Annotated in this window: 14 protein-coding genes; 5 read left to right on the top strand and 9 right to left on the bottom strand. The window is 73.9% G+C overall.

What is annotated here, in order from left to right:
- The first annotated feature begins 91 nt into the window (after positions 1-91).
- Complete coding sequence (locus tag QSK45_RS01975) at positions 92-1,621, top strand: NCS1 family nucleobase:cation symporter-1 (RefSeq protein ID WP_285552549.1); 1,530 nt, start codon at positions 92-94, stop codon at positions 1,619-1,621.
- Positions 1,622-1,647: 26 nt separating this feature from the next.
- Here the strand turns inward: QSK45_RS01975 and QSK45_RS01970 are convergent, their stop codons facing one another.
- From QSK45_RS01970 to QSK45_RS01940, 7 genes are all read right to left on the bottom strand, one after another.
- Positions 1,648-2,331, bottom strand: a complete 684-nt coding sequence (locus QSK45_RS01970; protein WP_285552548.1) for a hypothetical protein — start codon at positions 2,329-2,331, stop codon at positions 1,648-1,650.
- A gap of 105 nt (positions 2,332-2,436) precedes the next feature.
- Positions 2,437-2,985, bottom strand: a complete 549-nt coding sequence (locus QSK45_RS01965) for a hypothetical protein (protein ID WP_285552546.1) — start codon at positions 2,983-2,985, stop codon at positions 2,437-2,439.
- Positions 2,963-4,261 carry a hypothetical protein gene (locus QSK45_RS01960; RefSeq protein ID WP_285552543.1) on the bottom strand — a complete coding sequence of 433 codons (1,299 nt, stop codon included), beginning with the start codon at positions 4,259-4,261 and terminating at the stop codon, positions 2,963-2,965. Before QSK45_RS01960 ends, QSK45_RS01965 begins: the two co-directional genes overlap by 23 nt.
- Positions 4,261-4,563, bottom strand: a complete 303-nt coding sequence (locus QSK45_RS01955; RefSeq protein WP_285552541.1) for a DUF6317 family protein — start codon at positions 4,561-4,563, stop codon at positions 4,261-4,263. The genes QSK45_RS01960 and QSK45_RS01955 overlap by 1 nt, the downstream gene beginning before the upstream one ends.
- On the bottom strand, positions 4,560-5,072 hold the full coding sequence (locus QSK45_RS01950; protein WP_285552539.1) for a hypothetical protein: 513 nt from the start codon (positions 5,070-5,072) through the stop codon (positions 4,560-4,562). The genes QSK45_RS01955 and QSK45_RS01950 overlap by 4 nt, the downstream gene beginning before the upstream one ends.
- 190 nt (positions 5,073-5,262) lie before the next feature.
- The gene (lplAB, locus tag QSK45_RS01945) at positions 5,263-6,327 is read right to left on the bottom strand and encodes a lipoate-protein ligase LplAB (RefSeq protein WP_285552537.1); all 1,065 of its coding nucleotides are present in this window, start codon (positions 6,325-6,327) and stop codon (positions 5,263-5,265) included.
- A gap of 1,063 nt (positions 6,328-7,390) precedes the next feature.
- Positions 7,391-8,632: a PucR family transcriptional regulator gene (locus tag QSK45_RS01940; RefSeq protein WP_285552536.1), complete on the bottom strand. Its 1,242-nt coding sequence runs from the start codon at positions 8,630-8,632 to the stop codon at positions 7,391-7,393.
- Between the two features lie 158 nt (positions 8,633-8,790).
- On the opposite strand from QSK45_RS01940, the gene QSK45_RS01935 reads away from it, so the two are divergent.
- The 4 genes from QSK45_RS01935 to QSK45_RS01920 all read left to right on the top strand — a co-directional run bounded on the left by QSK45_RS01935 (position 8,791) and on the right by QSK45_RS01920 (position 15,363).
- Entirely contained in the window at positions 8,791-10,266 is a 1,476-nt protein-coding gene (locus QSK45_RS01935) for a class I adenylate-forming enzyme family protein (RefSeq protein WP_285552533.1), read from the top strand.
- Positions 10,267-10,301: 35 nt separating this feature from the next.
- Entirely contained in the window at positions 10,302-12,047 is a 1,746-nt protein-coding gene (locus tag QSK45_RS01930) for a DUF3556 domain-containing protein (protein ID WP_285552531.1), read from the top strand.
- The gene (locus QSK45_RS01925; protein WP_285552529.1) at positions 12,044-13,492 is read left to right on the top strand and encodes a phytoene desaturase family protein; all 1,449 of its coding nucleotides are present in this window, start codon (positions 12,044-12,046) and stop codon (positions 13,490-13,492) included. The genes QSK45_RS01930 and QSK45_RS01925 overlap by 4 nt, the downstream gene beginning before the upstream one ends.
- A gap of 95 nt (positions 13,493-13,587) precedes the next feature.
- Positions 13,588-15,363, top strand: a complete 1,776-nt coding sequence (locus QSK45_RS01920) for a gamma-glutamyltransferase family protein (protein WP_285553372.1) — start codon at positions 13,588-13,590, stop codon at positions 15,361-15,363.
- 2 nt (positions 15,364-15,365) lie between these two features.
- Here the strand turns inward: QSK45_RS01920 and QSK45_RS01915 are convergent, their stop codons facing one another.
- Positions 15,366-16,022 (bottom strand): hypothetical protein, encoded by a 657-nt coding sequence (locus QSK45_RS01915; RefSeq protein ID WP_285552527.1) that lies wholly within the window; start codon positions 16,020-16,022, stop codon positions 15,366-15,368.
- On the bottom strand, positions 16,019-17,059 hold the full coding sequence (locus tag QSK45_RS01910; RefSeq protein ID WP_285552525.1) for a hypothetical protein: 1,041 nt from the start codon (positions 17,057-17,059) through the stop codon (positions 16,019-16,021). The genes QSK45_RS01915 and QSK45_RS01910 overlap by 4 nt, the downstream gene beginning before the upstream one ends.
- Positions 17,060-17,184 lie beyond the last annotated feature (125 nt).

Raw genomic sequence — 17,184 nt, 5'->3', positions numbered from 1 at the left:
CCTGGTCACCCCTCCCCGTCTCCCCGCGGGGAGGGGCTGGTGCCCGCACGGCCTTCGCCGACCCACCTCGTCTCCCGATTGGGGCCCGCCCATGACCGACACCGCTCCCTCGCACATACCACCGCCGACCCAGGTCACCCTCGCCGACGGCCGGGTGGAGATCGCCCCCGGCGCGCCGCGGCCCAGCGGCCGCTACGCCAACGAGGACCTGCTGCCGGTCCCGGCCGCCCGGCGCACGTGGACGACGTACAACTTCTCCGCGCTGTGGGTCGGCATGGCCCACAACACCGCCTCCTGGACGCTGGCCTCCGGTCTGATCGCCGTCGGCATGGACTGGAAACAGGCGGTGTTCACCATCGCCGTCGCCAACCTGGTCGTCCTGGTGCCGATGCTGCTGACCGGGCACGCCGGACCGAAGTACGGCATCCCCTTCCCGGTCTTCGCCCGCGCCTCCTTCGGCGTGCGCGGCGCCAACCTCCCCGCCGTCGTACGGGCGTTGGTGGCCTGCGGCTGGTTCGGCATCCAGACCTGGATCGGCGGCGAGGCCATCTACTTCCTCGCCGGGAAACTGATCGGCGACGGCTGGTCGAACGCGGCCCGCGTCGGCGGCTACGCCTGGACCATGTGGCTGTCGTTCGCCCTCTTCTGGGTGCTCCAAGTGGCCATCATCCACCGGGGTATGGAGACCATCCGCCGTTTCGAGAACTGGGCCGCGCCGTTCGTACTGGTCGGCGCGTTCGTGATGCTGTGGTGGATGGCGTCCAGGGCAGGCGGTGTCGGGCCGCTGTTCGACCAGCCGTCCCGGCTCGGCTGGGGCGGGGAGTTCTGGAAGCTGTTCTGGCCGTCCCTGATGGGCATGATCGGTTTCTGGTCCACGCTGTCCCTGAACATCCCGGACTTCACCCGCTACGGCCGCAGCCAGAAGGCCCAGACCTGGGGCCAGGCGCTCGGCCTGCCCACCACGATGACGCTCTTCGCCTTCCTGTCCGTCCTGGTCACCTCCGGTTCGCAGGCGGTCTACGGCGAGCCCGTCTGGGACCCGGTGCAGCTGGCCGCGAAGACCGACAACGTGGTCGGCCTGCTCTACGCCCTGGTCACGGTCCTGGTGGCGACCCTCTCGGTCAACATCGCCGCCAACCTGGTCTCCCCGGCCTTCGACTTCTCCAACGTGGCGCCCAGCAAGGTGAGTTTCCGCTCCGGCGCGCTCATCACCGCGGTGCTCGCGGTGCTGATCTTCCCGTGGAAGCTGTACTCCGACCCGCAGGGCTACATCTTCACCTGGCTCGGCCTGGTCGGCGGGCTGCTGGGCACCGTCGCGGGCATCCTCGTCGCCGACTACTGGATCGTGCGCCGCACCCGGCTGAACCTCGCCGACCTGTACCGCACCGGCGGCCGGTACTGGTACACGAGCGGCTGGAACTGGCGGGCGGTGCTCGCCTTCCTCGTCGGCGGTGTCCTCGCGGTCGGCGGTGCCAGCCTCAAGCCGCTCTACGACGGCCGCCCGATCCCGGCCCTCGCGCCGCTCGCCGACTACGGCTGGGCGGTGGGCCTGGGCACCTCGCTGGTGCTCTACCTGGTGCTGACCCTGCCGGCGGGCGGCCGGGAGCGGGCCACGGCCTGAGCCGCGCTCGGGGGCGGGCGCGGCGATCAGCCGGAACCGGACCCGGACCGCCCGCCCCCGAGCCCCCCGACCGCTGCCCGCGCCACCCGGATGGCCCCGGTGTTGATCTCGTCCGTCCCCGGCGCCTTCTTGGTCTCGAAGTCGCTGCCGCTGTACGTCACCACCACGACGGCGTTGGAGACGCGCGCCATCACCACGCCCTCGCGGGTCTGCTGCTTGTCCTCGGTGGAGAGACCGACGACGGAGTACGCGCCGTCCCCGAGACCCGGTACCGTGCCGCCGCCGCTCTTCCTGCTCACCTGCTGCTGGAACTCCTGCTTCGCCTCCTGCTCGGAGCCGCTGATCTCGTAGGAGACGTCGAGCCAGTGGTACGCGTAGCCGTGCAGGGCGTTCCAGGAGCAGGTGCGGCGCAGCTTCGGGTCGGTCGAGGGGATCTCCTTGCCGGCCGGCTTCGCGCCGGGCACCAGGTCCTTGACGGTCGAGGCGGGCACGGCGGAGCAGGGGGAGGGCGCGGTGGAGTACTGCTTCGGGGCCGCCGGGGTCGAGGGCGCGGCGGACGACGTGTCGGGCGTGCTCGCCTCGGCCCGGTGCCCGGAGGCCGACGTCTGTGGCGCGGCGGGGCCGGCGGACAGCACCCACCCGGCGCAGGCGAGGGCGGCGACCGGGGTCAGCCGGGCGGTGAGGGCGAGCGGCAGGGGCAGAGAACGCACGGCGCACATCTCGTGGGAGGGGGGACGGGGACGACAGTGTCACACGGCTGTCCGTACGGCGGAAGCACGAACTCGCAGGGTGCTCGCGCGATCACGGGCACGCGCTCACGACGTACCGCTCCGCCCGGTTTGCGCCTCCAGCCAGCGGCGGGCGCCGACCTCGGTGGGGTATTCGCGGACGGTGAGGAGGGCCAGGAACCACCCGACGCACCAGGCCGCCAGCATGGGCATGAGGGGCGCGGCGAGGAGGAGGAGCCCGCGGCCGAGGGCGACCAGGCCGGGGACCCGCCTCTTGCCGTCGCGTCTGGCCCCCGCGACCCGACCGGGGGAGGGAGGGGCGAGGAGCGCCTCGCGGTGGCTCCGGCGCTGCTTCGTCCAGCCCCACACCAGGGCCACGCAGGATGCCACCGCCTGCGTCACGTCCCATCCCGTGCGCATGCCCCGCGGCAGATAGGTGCGCGGGGCACCCGAATACAGGACGAGCGCGATGTAGCAGAAGAACGCCAGGACGGTGAGCAGGAACAGGGCGTTGACCGTGCGGCGCAGCCAGTAGCGCGGGCCGCGCCGGTACCAGGTGGTGCCGAGCCCCGGCAGCTCGGGGATCCGCGCGGGCGCCGGGGAGGCCGCGGCCTCAGAAGATGCTCTTGATGCCATGCCACACATCGTCTTTCAGTCGTACGAAGTCGTCGCCGGTCTTGGACAGCACGTGCCCGGAACCGGTCAGGATGCCGCCCACCACGCCGTGGTCGTGGATGTCCTCGCTCCAGTGCTCGTGGAAGGAGTGGTCGATGATGCCGGTCGCGCCGATCACCACGGCCCCGCCGACCCCGGCCACCACCGCGACGGGCACATCGACGGGCGCGGCGGCCACCAGGCCCGCGGTGATGGCCGTACCGGCCGCGAGCCCCGCGATGTTGGCGCCGCCGTCGACCGCGATCGACTTCTGCCACGACCAGCCCTTGTCGTGGTCGTCGGACGCCTCCAGCAGACCGCACGCACCGGCCGCGGCGACGTCCAGCACCGGGATCTCCTTCAGGAAGTCCGGCACCGTTTCCAGGCTCTTGCCGGCGCGCAGCAGATCCGCCGCGTCGGCCAGCTTCACATTGAGCGCACGGTCGTACGGCAGCTTGGTGCTGCCGTTCTCCGCGCGCGCGATGGCGTCCTCCAGGTCGTCGACCTTGGTGAGCGCGTCCTTGTACGCGCCCTTGGCGGGCAGGTCCTTGGGCAGCGCCTTGCCCGCCTTCTGGTACGCCTTGCGCTCGGCGCGCAGTTCCTTCTTGGCGTCCTGCGCCGCCTGCTTGGCGTCGTCCAGCTGGGCGCGCGCCTTCTCGCCGCCGGCGCGGGCGTCCTCGGCGTCGTACGCGTACAGGCCGCGCAGATAGTCCGCGATGGTGACCTTGTCGCCGGTGGACACCGAGCTGTCCTTCGACGTCACCTGGTCGTACAGGTCCGACAGCTGCTGGGCCGCCTCGATGCGCGCGTGCTGCGCGGTGTGCAGGATCCGGTCGCGCACCTTCGCGTACTCGTTCATCGCGGAGATGGTCTTCCGGTCGTCCGCGCTCGGCGGGTTCGCCGTCATGATCGGCTGCGGGGCGCCCTTGGCGTCGCAGACCACGCCCTGGCGGGACGCCGTGTGCTCCGCGTTCTGCAGGGACGTCTCACAGGTGGTCAGCGCGTCGGCGAGGGTGCCCAGGATGGTGCCCGCCTGGTGCACCAGCTCGGCGAAGCCGCCGGCCGTGATCTCGTCCTCGCTCCACTTGCCGCGGAACGTCTCGGCCGCCTCGCCCTTCCAGCTCGCGTCGCTCGCCAGCTTCTCGACCGCCGTGCTCAGCGGCTTCACCACGTCGTCGAGCTTGTCCTTGGCGTTCTTGTACGTGGTGGCCATGGTGTGCAGCCCCCCGATGTCGCCGCCGACCCAGCTGTCGCCCATCAGTCCAGACCCTCCGTCAGGTCCTCGAAGACGCCGTGGACGTCCACGTCGTGCCGGTGGAAGGAGTCGCGCGCGTACCCGGCCTTGTCGCCGTGGTCGTCCATGCGGTCGGCGAGCCCGGTGTGCAGCGCGATGATGAGGTCGGCGACCTCCTTGATCGCCGAGTCCAGCGCCGGGTCGCCGCCGCTGACGACGGCCGGGGACACGTCAGGGGCGAGCTTGCGGTAGTCGCCCGCCTGGTCGTGGAAGGCCTTGGCGAGCCCCGTGAGGTCCTCGTAGATGACCTTGAAGTCGGCCGTCACCGGCGCACCTCCTGTGCGAGGGCGGCCAGGTCCTCGGGCCGCCAGTTGGACTCCCCGGGCGCGACGCGCGGATCGAGCAGGACGGTGACGCCCCGTCCGCCCATCTCCTCGGCCAGCGGCCCGAGCGACCCGGCCACCCACGGCTGCGCGTCGCCGAGCGCCGCCGCCAGCTTCGCCGGGGAGGTGAAGGCGAAGGCGACCGTGCCCCGCGCGGGGTGTGCGAAGAGTTCCACGACGATGAACGGCACGCGGGCGGGGCGGCCGTCGGTGCCGGTCCCGGCGACGGAGCGCGGATGCGCCGGCACGCACACCGGCGTGTGGTACGGCGGCACGCCCGGCCGGGGGCCCGGCCGGCCGTCGGCGGCCGGGGGCGGGGGAGGGGCGGACTCGGCGAGGTCCAGCAGGGCCGAACGTCGCGGGCGGGGACCGTCTTCCGGGCAGGCTCCCCCCGGAGGTCCCGGCTCCGGCTCCAGGAAATCGAGCAGGCGTGAACGTATCGGCGCCGCCACCGCCGTCACCTCTTCCCCGTGGTCGTGCGTGGCCGATTCAGGCCCGACCACGGTAGCCAGCGGGCGGCGGGGCAAATCCGGCTTTGTCGGGGCCGGTGACCTGGACGTGCACGGAACTCATACACGGGTTTGGCCGGGGCATGGGCATGCCTTGACCCGGTCCTGAAGCGTGCCGTCCGTCAGGGAACGGTCAGGGCACCCGGGCGGTCCACTCCTCGGCCGTGAACTTCGTCCGCGCCAGTTCCCGCGCCCGCGCGAGTTCCTCGTCCGTCACCTTGCCCGGCGCGAGTCCGTAGCGGCCGCGGAAGGAGTCGATCATGCGGTCGATGACGGTCTCGCGGTCCAGCCCGGTCTGCCGGCGCAGCGGATCCACCCGCTTCTTCGCGCTCCTCGTCCCCTTGTCGGACAGCTTCTCCCGGCCGATGCGCAGCACTTCGGTCATCTTGTCGGCGTCGATGTCGTACGACATGGTCACGTGGTGCAGCACCGCGCCCGGACCGCCGCCGGGGCCGACGACCCGCTTCTGCGCCGCGCCGGCGATCTTGCCCTGGTCGGTCGCGATGTCGTTCAGCGGCTGGTACCAGGCGCGGATGCCCATGTCGCCGAGCGCGGCCAGCACCCAGTCGTCCAGGTAGGCGTAGCTGTCCTGGAAGGACAGGCCGTGCACCAGGGCCTCGGGCACCGAGAGGGAGTACGTGATGGTGTTGCCGGGCTCCACGAACATCGCGCCGCCGCCGGAGATCCGGCGCACCACCTCGATGCCGTGGCGGGCGGCGCCGTGCGGGTCCACCTCGTTGCGCAGCGACTGGAAGCTGCCGATGATCACCGCGGGGGCGCCCCACTCCCACACGCGCAGCGTCGGCGGGCGCCGGCCCGCGGCCACCTCGGCGGTCAGCACCTCGTCGAGCGCCATGTGCAGGGCCGGGGACTGGGGGCCCTCGTGGATCAACTGCCAGTCGTAGTCGGTCCAGTCGGTGGCGTGCGCCAGCGCCCGGCGCACCGCGATGGCGATGCCCTCCGCCGTCAGCCCGTACATCACCGTGCCCGCGGGCAGCGCCGCCTCGATCCGCGCGGCGAGCCCGGCCGCGTCGGTGCCCGCCGGGGCGCCCTCCAGCGCGCCGTTCACCGCGTCCAGCGCCTCGTCCGGCTCCAGGAAGAAGTCGCCCGCCACCCGGACGTCGCGCAGCACGCCGCCGTCCGTCTCCACGTCCACGACGACGAGCTTGCCGCCGGGCACCTTGTACTCTCCGTGCACCGCCTGGACCCTCCGTTTCCCTCGCCGTGATCAACGCACGGCCTCCCCGCGGTGTTCCCCGCCCCCGGCCGGCCGGCGAACGACCCCTCCCGCCCGCGCCGTACGGTCGCCGCGCCTCCGATCACCGGGCCGGGGCCGGGCCACCGCTTCGGACGGGGCGGGCGCGGGGGTCCGCCGTGCGCCTCGTGCGGCGGCGCGGTCCCGCGTCGCCGCTCCGCACCGCACCGCCCCTGGCCAGGCGCCCGGCCGCAGGGTGTCGCGCCGGCCGGCGCGGTGTGCGGTGGGGAGCGCGGGGGACGGAGGGCGTGGGCGAGGCAGGGGCGGCCGGGCGCGGCGCGGCCGGCCGAGGCCGCCGGCCCGAGCACGAGGGGGCCGCGTCCCGGGTCGGCCCGGTGCGGCGGCGGGCAGGGGGGGCGCCGGGGGTGACGAGCGCCTGCCGGGCAGCCGGGGACGCGGTGCCTGCGGGAGCCGCTCCCGCTCGGGGACGGACCGGGGCGGCCGCGGCCGGGGAGCGGCGTGCGGTGGGATTCCCGTCGGCGCGCTGCCGACGGCCTGTTCACGGCCCTCTCGACGGGGGCGTCAGCAACCCGTCAAATCCGTGCGGATCCCCGTCAGCGTCACGTCAGGAAGGGGCGGGGAGCAGGTGGCGCGGGCATACCGTCGAAGCGAACCCCGGGCCGCCTCCCCGCGTCCGGGGTCTCCCGGACTCCACGCTCCCCGCCGCACGGGAGCACCCCGTCGCAGAACCCCGCCACGGCGGCGATCCCGAGCCCCGGCCCCTCCCCGGCCGGACCCCCTGTACGTCCCCGGTCCGGCCTGGACCCTCCGGCTGCGCGGTACGGCACCTCCGCGGCCGCGACGCCGGCCCGTGACCCGCGACGGCCCCGCCGTGACCCTCCCGCGGGGCGTCCCGGTGGGACCACCGGGCCGGGCGTCCCGTGAGCCGGAACCCGCCGCCCGTCGGCGCCGGACCCCACGGACGCCTCCGGGAGGGCCCGACGCCCACGCGCCGGGACGAGAACGCGGCCTTCGCCACCTCACGGCGCGGTCCGGCCGGCTCCGCCTACGGATCGGCGCCCAGCGCCGCGTCCCCCAGCCAGTGCACGGCGAGCAGCGCGGCGCGCACGTTGAAGTCGTCGGCCAGGCTGTCGTCGCCACGGGGGAGCAGGTACGTGGCCCGGTGGACCCGGTACTGGATGGAGTTGCGGTGCAGGCTCATGGCCTGGGCGGTGGCGGCGTGGCTGCGGTGGTGGGTGAGGAAGGTGCGCAGGGTGTCGCGCAGCACGGCCGTGCGGGGGCCGGCCGCCGCCAGGGCGCCCAGGGAGGCCGCCACGAAGTCGCGGACGGCCGGCAGGTCCCCGGCCATGAGGGCGACGGGCGCGGCCTCGTCGTAGTGCACCCACAGCGGTGCGGCGCCGGCCCCGGAGCCGAGCCGGGTGCCGAGGATCTCCCTGACCTGGGCGGCCTGGCGCGCCGAGGTGCGGAAGCCCGTCAGGCCGGGCGCCGGGCGGCCGATGGCGGCGTGCAGGGGGCTGCCCTCCGGCGCGGTGAAGTGCGCGGGCCCCGCGGCGGGCAACGCGAGCCACAGCCGTGCCTCGTGCTCGTCGGTCGGCACCAGCAGCGCGGCACGGGCCCGCAGCACCGACACGGCATGGGCGCGCACGTCGTCCACCGCGGCGACGAGGTCGAACGAGGTCATACGCCCGGCCGGCCACAGCGTGCACGCGATGTGCACCGCGTCCAGCGGGTACCGCAGCGCCCGCTCGGCGGCGGCGTGGTCCACCGGGCGCCCGCCGAGCAGGTCGGTCACCCACTGCTGGCGCACCCCGCTGCGACTGGCCACCCACCGGTCGCGCTCCCGCTCGTACGTGCGGCCGATCTGTTCGCAGATCAGGTCGATGAACCGGGCCGAACGGCGGACCAGTTCGACGCAGACCGGCACCCGCTCGGCGGCCGGCAGATCGTCGAGCAGGGCGAAGGCGTGGTCGAGGAAGCGCTGGTGCCCGATGCGGTAGGCGCGGATGAGCGCCGACTGGGGCACGTCCCGCTGCGCGAGGAAACGGGCGTAGGCCAGCGCGGCCGTCGGCGCCTCCAGCAGGTCCGGGTCGATCCCCTGCCGCAGGTAGTTGATGGCGGCCACGATGTTCTCCGTGATGCTCGCCTCCAGCAGGGAGCGCGCCGCGGCATCGTGGTCGAGGGCGCCGATCTGCGCCCGGGTGTCCCGGACCAGCTCCTCGATGAGCGCCTCCCGGGACTCCCGCACACGGTCGCCGACCCGGCGCACCGACGCTTCCTGTGACTGCATGGGACGCACCCTACGGCGTGGCCGGAACCAGGCGTTCGTGCCCGGAGCACGAAAACCGCCGCCGACCTTGTGCCCCGCGGCCGTGGCCGCGCGGGGCACGCGGGACCTACGGTCGCGTCCATTCGCCTGCCACCCCAGCCCAGAGGTCCGATCCCCGTATGAACCTGAGCCGTCTGCCCGCTGTGCGCCGCGAACAAGCCCCGAACGCGCCGGCCCTCACCGACGACACCCACGGCACCCTGTCGAACGCCGCCCTCGCCGACCTGGTCGACCGCTACGCCCGCCACCTCGCCCACCGCGGCGTGCGCCCCGGCGACATCGTGGCGGTCAAGCTCAGCAACCGCGTCGAACTGGTCGTGACCCTCTTCGCCGCCTGGCGGCTGGGCGCCGCCCTCGCCCCGGTCAACCCCGCCCTGACCGCGACCGAGACCGCGTACCAGCTCACCGACTGCCGCGCCCGGGTCGTCGTGGCCGAGGAGCCGCCGGACGGCCTGCCCGCCTCCACCACCCCCGTCACCCTCGCCGAACTGGCCGCCCCGGCACCGGGCCCCGGCCCCCTGCCCGAACCGGCGGCCGACGACGACGCGCTCGCGCTGGTCATCTACACCAGCGGAACCACCGGCCGGCCCAAGGGCGTCGAACTCCTGCACCGCAACATCGACGCCATGACCGGGACGATGACCGACGCGATGAAGCTGACCGCGGCCGATCACAGCCTCCTCGTCCTGCCGCTGTTCCACGTCAACGGCATCGTCGTCGGCGTCCTGTCCCCGCTGCGCGCCGGCGGACGGGCCACCCTCGTCGGACGCTTCAGCGCCAAGGGCTTCTTCGACGCCCTGGAGCGGGCCCGCCCGACCTTCTTCTCCGGGGTCCCGGCGATCTACGCCATGCTGGCCGACCTGCCGCCCGAGGTACGGCCGGACACCTCCTCGCTCCGCTTCGCCGTGTGCGGCGCCGCCCCCATGCCGCCGCGGCTCATCGCCGCCGTGGAGGAGCGCTTCGGGTTCCCGCTCGTCGAGGGCTACGGCCTGTCCGAGGCGACCTGCGCCTCCACCTCCAACCCGCTCGACGGCCTCCGCAAGCCCGGCACGGTCGGCCCGCCGCTGCCCGGACAGACCGTCACCATCGTGGACCGCCAGGGCCGGGTCGTCGCCGACGGCGGCATCGGCGAGGTCGTCATCAGCGGCCCCACCGTCATGCACGGCTACCTCGGCCGGCCGGAGGAGACCGCAAGGGCCCTGCGCGACGGCCGGCTGCACACCGGCGACCTTGGGCGTCTGGACGAGGACGGCTACCTCGTCCTGGTGGACCGCGTCAAGGACATGATCATCCGGGGTGGGGAGAACGTCTACCCCAAGGAGATCGAGACCGTGCTGCACGACCACCCCGCCGTCCGCGAGGCCGCCGTCGTGGGGCGCCCCGACCCCGTCCTGGGTGAAGTCCCCGTCGCCTACGTCGCGTTGCGCGACGGCACCGGCGCACCGCGCGCCGCGCTGGCCGACTTCGCCGCCGAGCGCCTCGCGCCGTACAAGTGCCCCGTCGAGATCCTCGTCCTGCCCGGCCTCCCCAAGAACGCCGTCGGCAAGACCGACAAGCCCGCCCTGCGCCGCCGCGCGCTCACCCCCTCCCGCTGAGCCGCCGACCCCCGAGACACAAGGGTGTGATCCCCATGGGCTTCGTGAACCCCCAACTCCCGCCCGTCGACGCCGAGTCGTTCCGCGCGCTGCCGCGTCCCGAGCGCCTGAAGGTCCTCACCCGGCACTGGGTCGAGTACGGCTTCGGCACGCCGTACGCCGTGTACCTCTTCTACCTCGTCAAGTGCCTGCTGTACGTGGCCTGTTCGGCGTACGTCATCTCCCTGACGCCCGGCCTCGGCGGTGTCACCGGCATCGCGTCCTGGTGGTCGGAGCCGATCGTCTACCAGAAGCTGATCGTCTTCACCCTGCTGTGGGAGGTGGTCGGCCTCGGCTGCGGCTCCGGGCCCCTGACCTCCCGCTTCAACCCGCCCATCGGGTCGGTGCTGTACTGGCTGCGGCCGGGCACCATCCGGCTGCCCCCCTGGCCCGAGCGGGTGCCGCTGACCCGCGGCAGCCGTCGTACCGTCATCGACGTCGTCCTGTACGCCGTCGTCCTCGTCTCGGCCGGATGGCTGCTCACCCGCCCCATGACCGGCCCCGCCGGGCTGCTCGACGCCCGCGCCGCGCTCCCGCTCCTCGCCGCCCTCGTCCTGCTGGGGCTGCGCGACAAGACGGTCTTCCTGGCCGCGCGGGGCGAGCAGTACGGGCTGTCCCTGCTGCTGTTCTTCTTCCCCTACAGCGACCAGTTCATCGGCTTCCAGCTGGTCATGCTGGCCCTGTGGTGGGGCGCGGCGACGTCGAAGCTCAACCACCACTTCCCGTTCGTGGTGGCGACGATGCTGAGCAACGCCCCGCTGGTCCCGGGCCGCCGCCTCAAGCGGCTGCTCTTCCGCGACCACCCGCACGACCTGCGCCCCTCACGGCTGCCGTTCTGCCTCGCCCACATCGGCACCGTGACCGAGTACGGCGTCCCCCTGTACCTGGTCTTCCTCGGCGACGGCGGCTTCTGGACCTGGGCGGCGATCGTCTACATGGCCGTGTTCCACCTGCACATCCTGTCGACCGTGCCGATGGGCGTGCCGCTGGAATGGAACATCTTCTTCGTCTTCTCGCTCTTCTACCTCTTCGGCGCCCACACCGACATCAGCGTCTGGCACCTGCACTCGCCCTGGCTGCTCGTCGTGATCCTGCCGAGCCTCCTGCTGCTGCCCGCGCTCGGCAACGCCCGGCCCGACCTGGTGTCGTTCCTGCCCGCCATGCGCTACTACGCGGGAAACTGGGCCACCAGCGCCTGGCTGTTCACCGGCGACGCCCTCGCCCGCCTGGAGGCCGGACTGACCACCTCGTGCCGGCTGCCCACCCGGCAGCTGGAGACCCTGTACGACAAGGAGACGGCCCTGCTGATGTCCCAGAAGGTGCAGAGCTGGCGCTCGATGCACTCCCACGGCCGCGCGCACAACGGCCTGATCGACCGCGTCACCTGGGGCGAGGACGACACGGTCGTGGTGGACGGCGAGCTGATCGCCGGCTTCGCCCTCGGCTGGAACTTCGGCGAGGGCCACCTGCACGACGACCAGCTGCTGCGCGCCGTCCAGGACCGCTGCGGCTTCGCGCCCGGGGAGGTGCGCGTGATCTGCCTGGAGGGCCAGCCCATCCACCGCCGGACCCAGGCGTACGAGGTCCACGACGCGGCGCTCGGCCTCCTCGAAAGCGGCCAGGTCGCGGTGCGGGACATGCTGACCCGCCAGCCCTGGCCCACCGACGGCCCCGACTACCCCGTGTACGACGTGCGGCGGTGCCACCCGCTGCGTCCGACCCCTGAGGAGACCACCGCATGAGCACCGCCCTCGTCGTCGGCGGCGGGCCCAATGGGCTCACCGCCGCCGCCCTCCTCGCCAAGGCCGGACTCGACGTCACGCTCCTGGAGGCCGCCGACGAGGTCGGCGGCGGCACCCGCAGCCAGGAGGCGATCCTGCCGGGCCTGCTGCACGACCACTGCTCGGCCATCCACCCCATGGCCGTCACCTCGCCCGCCCACAGAGCCCTCGACCTGGCACGGTACGGACTGCGCTGGCGGCTGCCGGACATCGACTGCGCGCACCCCCTGGACGACGGCACGGCCGGCGTCCTGCTGCGCTCCGTCGAGGACACCGCCCGTCTGCTCGGGCCCGACGGCCCCCGCTACCGCCGCCTGCTGGAGCCCTCGGTACGCCACTGGGACGCCCTCGGCGACGACGTGCTGCGTCCCCTGCTGCGCGTCCCCGCCCACCCCCTGCTCCTCGCCCGCTTCGGCCTGCCCACCACCCTCCCGGCCGCCCTCCTCGCCCGCCTCTTCACCACCCCCCGGGCGCGGGCCCTGTGGGCGGGCGTGGCGGCGCACTCCTTCCGGCCGCTGGACCATCCGCTCGGCTCGGCGATCGGCCTCGGCATCCTCGCGGCCGGGCACGCCGCCGGATGGGCCGTGGCGGAGGGCGGCTCGGGCGCCATCGCCCGGAGCCTGTCCGACGCGCTCCGCGCCCACGGCGGCCGCGTCCACACCGGCGTCCGCGTCACCCACCACAGCCAGCTGCCGCCCGCCGACGTCACCCTCCTCGCCCTCGACCCCGCCCAGATCGCCCGCATCTACGCCGACCGCCTGCCCACCCGCGTCCGCGACGCCTACCTGCGCTTCCGGCGAGGCCCCGCCGCCTTCAAGGTCGACCTGGCGGTGGAGGGGGGCGTGCCGTGGACGAACGAGGACGCCCGGCGGGCCGGCACCGTCCACCTCGGCGGCACCCTCGCCGAGATCGCCCGGGGGGAGAAGGACGTGAACGCCGGCCGCATGCCGGAGCGCCCCTTCGTCCTCGTCGGCCAGCAGTACCTCGCCGACCCCGCCCGCTCCGTCGGCGACGTCCACCCCGTCTGGACCTACGCGCACGTCCCGTACGGCTACGACGGCGACGCCACCGAAGCCGTACTCGCCCAGCTCGAACGCTTCGCCCCCGGCACCCGGGACCGCGTCGTCGGCCTGCGCACCACCTCACCGGCCGAGTTCGCCGCGCGGAACCCCAACTTCGCGGGCGGCGACATCCTCACCGGCGCCAAGACCGTCCCCCAGCTGGTCCTCGGCCCCCGCCTCGCGCTCGACCCCTACGCCACCGGTCTGCCCGGCGTCTTCTGCTGCTCGGCCGCCACCCCGCCGGGACCCGGCGCCCACGGCATGTGCGGGGCCGGAGCGGCGGCGTCGGCCCTGCGCCATCTGGGCGTCGCGCGGGGTGGAGACGGGCAACGGGACCGCCGGTAGCCTGGCGGCCGACCGCACGACCGGTAACGGCCCCGACTCCCGCGAGGTGAGACGTGCAGTTCACCACCCGGCCCACCCTGCACGGCACGTTCGGCATGGTCTCCTCCACCCACTGGCTGGCCTCCCAGTCGGCGATGGCGGTGCTGGAGGACGGCGGCAACGCGTTCGACGCCGCCGTGGCGGGCGCGTTCGTGCTGCACGTCGTGGAACCGCACCTGAACGGTCCGGCGGGGGAGGTGCCGATCCTGCTCGCGCCGGCCGGCGGCACGGTGCGCGTGCTGTGCGGGCAGGGCGTGGCCCCGGCCGGCGCCACCGCCGCGCACTACCGGGACCTCGGCCTGGACCTCGTCCCCGGCACCGGCCCGCTCGCCGCCGCCGTGCCCGGCGCCTTCGACGCCTGGCTGCTGCTCCTGCGCGACCACGGCACCAAGTCCCTTGAGGACGTGCTGAAACACGCCATCGGCTATGCCGAGCACGGGCACCCGCCGGTGGAGAACGTCGGTGCGACCGTGGAGAGCGTACGGGTGCTGTTCGAGACCGAGTGGACGTCCTCGGCGGAGCTGTACCTGCCGGGCGGCCGCGCGCCCCGCCCCGGCGCGCTGCTGCGCAATCCCGCCCTCGCCGCCACCTGGCGCCGGCTGCTCGCCGAGACCGCGCGGGCCGGGAGCCGCGAGGCCCGCATCGACGCCGCCCGTGAGGTGTGGCGCTCCGGCTTCATCGCCGAGGCCCTGGTACGGCAGTCCCGGCGGCCCACCCTGGACACCAGCGGCGAGCGGCACACCGGGACGCTCGACGCGGAGGACCTCGCCACCTGGTCGGCGACGTACGAGGACGCGGTGTCGTACGACTGGAACGGCTGGACCGTGTGCAAGGCCGGCCCCTGGAGCCAGGGCCCCGCCTTCCTCCAGCAACTCGCCCTGCTCCCGCCGGAACTCCCCGCGTACGGCAGCGAGGACTACGTCCATCTCCTGGTCGAGGGCTGCAAGTTGGCCATGGCCGACCGGGAGGCCTGGTACGGCGACGCCGCCGACGTGCCGCTCACGGAGCTGCTGTCCGAGGAGTACAACGCCGGGCGACGGGCGCTGATCGGGGCCGAGGCGTCGTACGAGCTGCGGCCCGGCGCCCCCGGCGGGCGCACCCCGCGGCTGCCCGAGCGGGCCCGTGAGCCCGTGCCGCTCGCGGACGAGGGCTTCGACCCGATGGGCGTGGGGGAGCCGACGGTCGCGCGGCTGTCCGGCGACCCCCGGGTGGCCGCCGACGGCGGCACCCGGGGCGACACCTGCCACCTCGACGTGGTCGACCGCTGGGGGAACATGATCGCGGCCACGCCCAGCGGCGGCTGGTTGCAGTCCAACCCCGTCGTGCCCGAGCTGGGCTTCCCGCTCGGCACCCGGCTCCAGATGGCCTGGCTGGAGGAGGACCTGCCGAACACCCTCACGCCCGGCCGCCGCCCCCGTACCACCCTCACCCCGTCCCTCGCGCTGCGCGACGGGGTGCCGGTCATGGCGTTCGGCACGCCCGGCGGCGACCAGCAGGACCAGTGGCAGCCGCACTTCTTCCTCGCCGTCGCCCTGCGGGCCCCGGTCCGCGGCGGGCTCGACCTCCAGGGCGCCGTCGACGCCCCGAACTGGCACAACGACGCCTTCCCCAGCTCCTTCTACCCGCGCGGCCACCACCCCGGCGCGCTGACCGTCGAGTCGCGGATGCCGCCCGGGGTCGTGGCCGGACTCCGCCGCCGCGGCCACGACCTCACCCTCGGCCCCGCCTGGTCCGAGGGCCGGCTCTGCGTGGTCGCCCGCGACCCGGAGACCGGCCTGCTGTCGGCGGCGGCGAACCCGCGCGGGATGCAGGGGTACGCCGTGGGGCGCTGACCTCAGGCCCCTGGCTCCAGCAGCGACTCGCGCGCGAAGCGCCGCAGTTCGTCCGCCGGCGCGGTTGCCCGCAGGGTGCTGTGCCGCCCGAGGCCGCAGGGCCCCAGCGCCCGCTCCCGCGCCCCGGGCACCCGGTCCACCAGGGCGAGGGTCACCGCCGCCGTGCCCTCCAGGAGGCTGGTGCAGTGGAAGGTCCCCACGTCCAGGCCGTAGAGCCCTCCGGCACGCACGGTGGACGTCGCCCGGGACGACACCGCGACCGTCTCCTCGGAGGGGACCAGCAGATCGCGCTCCCCCTCACCGTCGATGTCGAAGACCCGGTACTCGGCGTCCCCGTCGGCCGCCGCCCGCACCTCGACGGTCGTGTTCCGCACGGCACCGCGGTGCACGTAGCTGACCAGCCGCCAGGCGTGCATGTGGTACGGGGAGGTCGTCAGGGTCGACCACCACGGCCGCCGCGGCCACAGGTGCAGCCGCAGCACCGAGTCGGGGCGCCGGTCGAGCGGGACGTAGAGGAACCCGAGGGGGTGGCGCAGGCCCCGCGGGGTGAGCCTGCCGCGCGCGATGTCCCGGAGGATCTCGGCGCAGCCGCGCCCCAGCCGCTCGTCCGCCGTGCCGGACGCCAGCAGCGCGCGCAGCTCCGCCGCGGCCCCGCTCACGCCGCCCGCTCGTCGGTCAGCCGGCGCAGCCGGGAGAGACTGTCGTAGATGGTGCTCATGTACGACGTGAAGTCCGCCGTCCTGCGGTCGTATTCGGCGCGCCAGTGCGCGAGGTCCTGCTCGGTCACCGGCCCTCCGGTGAGGTCCGCGAGATGCCGCATCAGGAAGTCGTCGTCCTGCTCCGCGGTGAACGTGACCTTGTGGCGGGAGATGTCGAACCTGCGGGTCAGATCCAGCCGCAGCGTCTTGTACAGGAACGACTCCGAGCCGAAACGGTAGGAGGGAGGCATCTCCAGGGCCTCGGCGCCGTGGGCGTGGTACCAGGAGACGAAGACCGAGTCGTCGAACATCTCGTAGCGGTAGACGGCGGTGTCCTCGGTGTAGAGGAGCTTGACCGGGCAGTAGCGCCGGTAGTCGAAGAGCGAGACGACGCACATGACCAGCTCGTCGCGCAGGCCGTCCTCCAGCTCACGCGCCGACTGCCCGGCGAAGCGCCTCCAGTTGCGGCGGTCCGCGGCCCGCCGGGCGATCATCTGGGTGTCTCCCGGGCTCAGCATGGCCACGGTGACCTGCTGCGGGAAGTGGCTGGAGCAGCGCAGCCGGGCGGCCACATAGCGGGCGCTCGGCCCGCGGAAGGCGTAGTACCCGGTCCGTTCGAGGCTCTCGGTCATGTCGACGTTGAAGGGGTCGCCGTAGCCGCCGTCCGCGGGTTCGACGGGCTCGTACCGCGCGGTCGGCAGGAACTCCCTCCGGCCCCTGGACAGTTCCGCGGCCAGACGTGCCGAGAACTGGTCCAGGCCCTCCTTGAGCGTGCCCTCCAGGTTCTGCTCCTGCGCCCGGTTGCTCAACAGGGTGAAGATCACCGCGAAGATGACACCGGCCACCAGGTTGAGCCCGATGGACGAGAGCACTTCGCGCGACGTCAGCTTCTCGTCGAGCGGTACCAGCAGGATCCCCACGACCAGCGTCGCGAGGCAGGCGACCCAGAACGCGTACACCACCAACGAGCGCCTCATCCGCTGTCGGCCACCGGCCATGCCGTCCCCCTCCTCGGCGGTGTCTCGGCTGACGTCACCTACTTTCCCGGGCCGAGCGGGAGCGAACCGGCGCCTGCCGCCCCGCGGAGCCGTCGGGGCCCCGCGCGGGAGCCGCTCTGTCGGTG

The organism is Streptomyces hygroscopicus subsp. hygroscopicus, from assembly GCF_030269125.1.
GTDB lineage: Bacteria > Actinomycetota > Actinomycetes > Streptomycetales > Streptomycetaceae > Streptomyces > Streptomyces hygroscopicus_C.
This window is presented reverse-complemented; position numbering and strand designations above follow the sequence as displayed.

Excerpts from the sequence above, each read along its gene's own strand:
- QSK45_RS01925 (WP_285552529.1), top strand. The coding sequence starts at position 12,044 with ATGAGCACCGCCCTCGTCGTCGGCGGCGGGCCCAATGGGCTCACCGCC.
- QSK45_RS01930 (WP_285552531.1), top strand. The coding sequence starts at position 10,302 with ATGGGCTTCGTGAACCCCCAACTCCCGCCCGTCGACGCCGAGTCGTTC.
- QSK45_RS01965 (WP_285552546.1), bottom strand. The coding sequence starts at position 2,985 with ATGGCATCAAGAGCATCTTCTGAGGCCGCGGCCTCCCCGGCGCCCGCG.
- QSK45_RS01940 (WP_285552536.1), bottom strand. The coding sequence starts at position 8,632 with ATGCAGTCACAGGAAGCGTCGGTGCGCCGGGTCGGCGACCGTGTGCGG.
- QSK45_RS01975 (WP_285552549.1), top strand. The coding sequence starts at position 92 with ATGACCGACACCGCTCCCTCGCACATACCACCGCCGACCCAGGTCACC.
- QSK45_RS01960 (WP_285552543.1), bottom strand. The coding sequence starts at position 4,261 with ATGGGCGACAGCTGGGTCGGCGGCGACATCGGGGGGCTGCACACCATG.
- QSK45_RS01910 (WP_285552525.1), bottom strand. The coding sequence starts at position 17,059 with ATGGCCGGTGGCCGACAGCGGATGAGGCGCTCGTTGGTGGTGTACGCG.
- QSK45_RS01920 (WP_285553372.1), top strand. The coding sequence starts at position 13,588 with ATGGTCTCCTCCACCCACTGGCTGGCCTCCCAGTCGGCGATGGCGGTG.
- QSK45_RS01935 (WP_285552533.1), top strand. The coding sequence starts at position 8,791 with ATGAACCTGAGCCGTCTGCCCGCTGTGCGCCGCGAACAAGCCCCGAAC.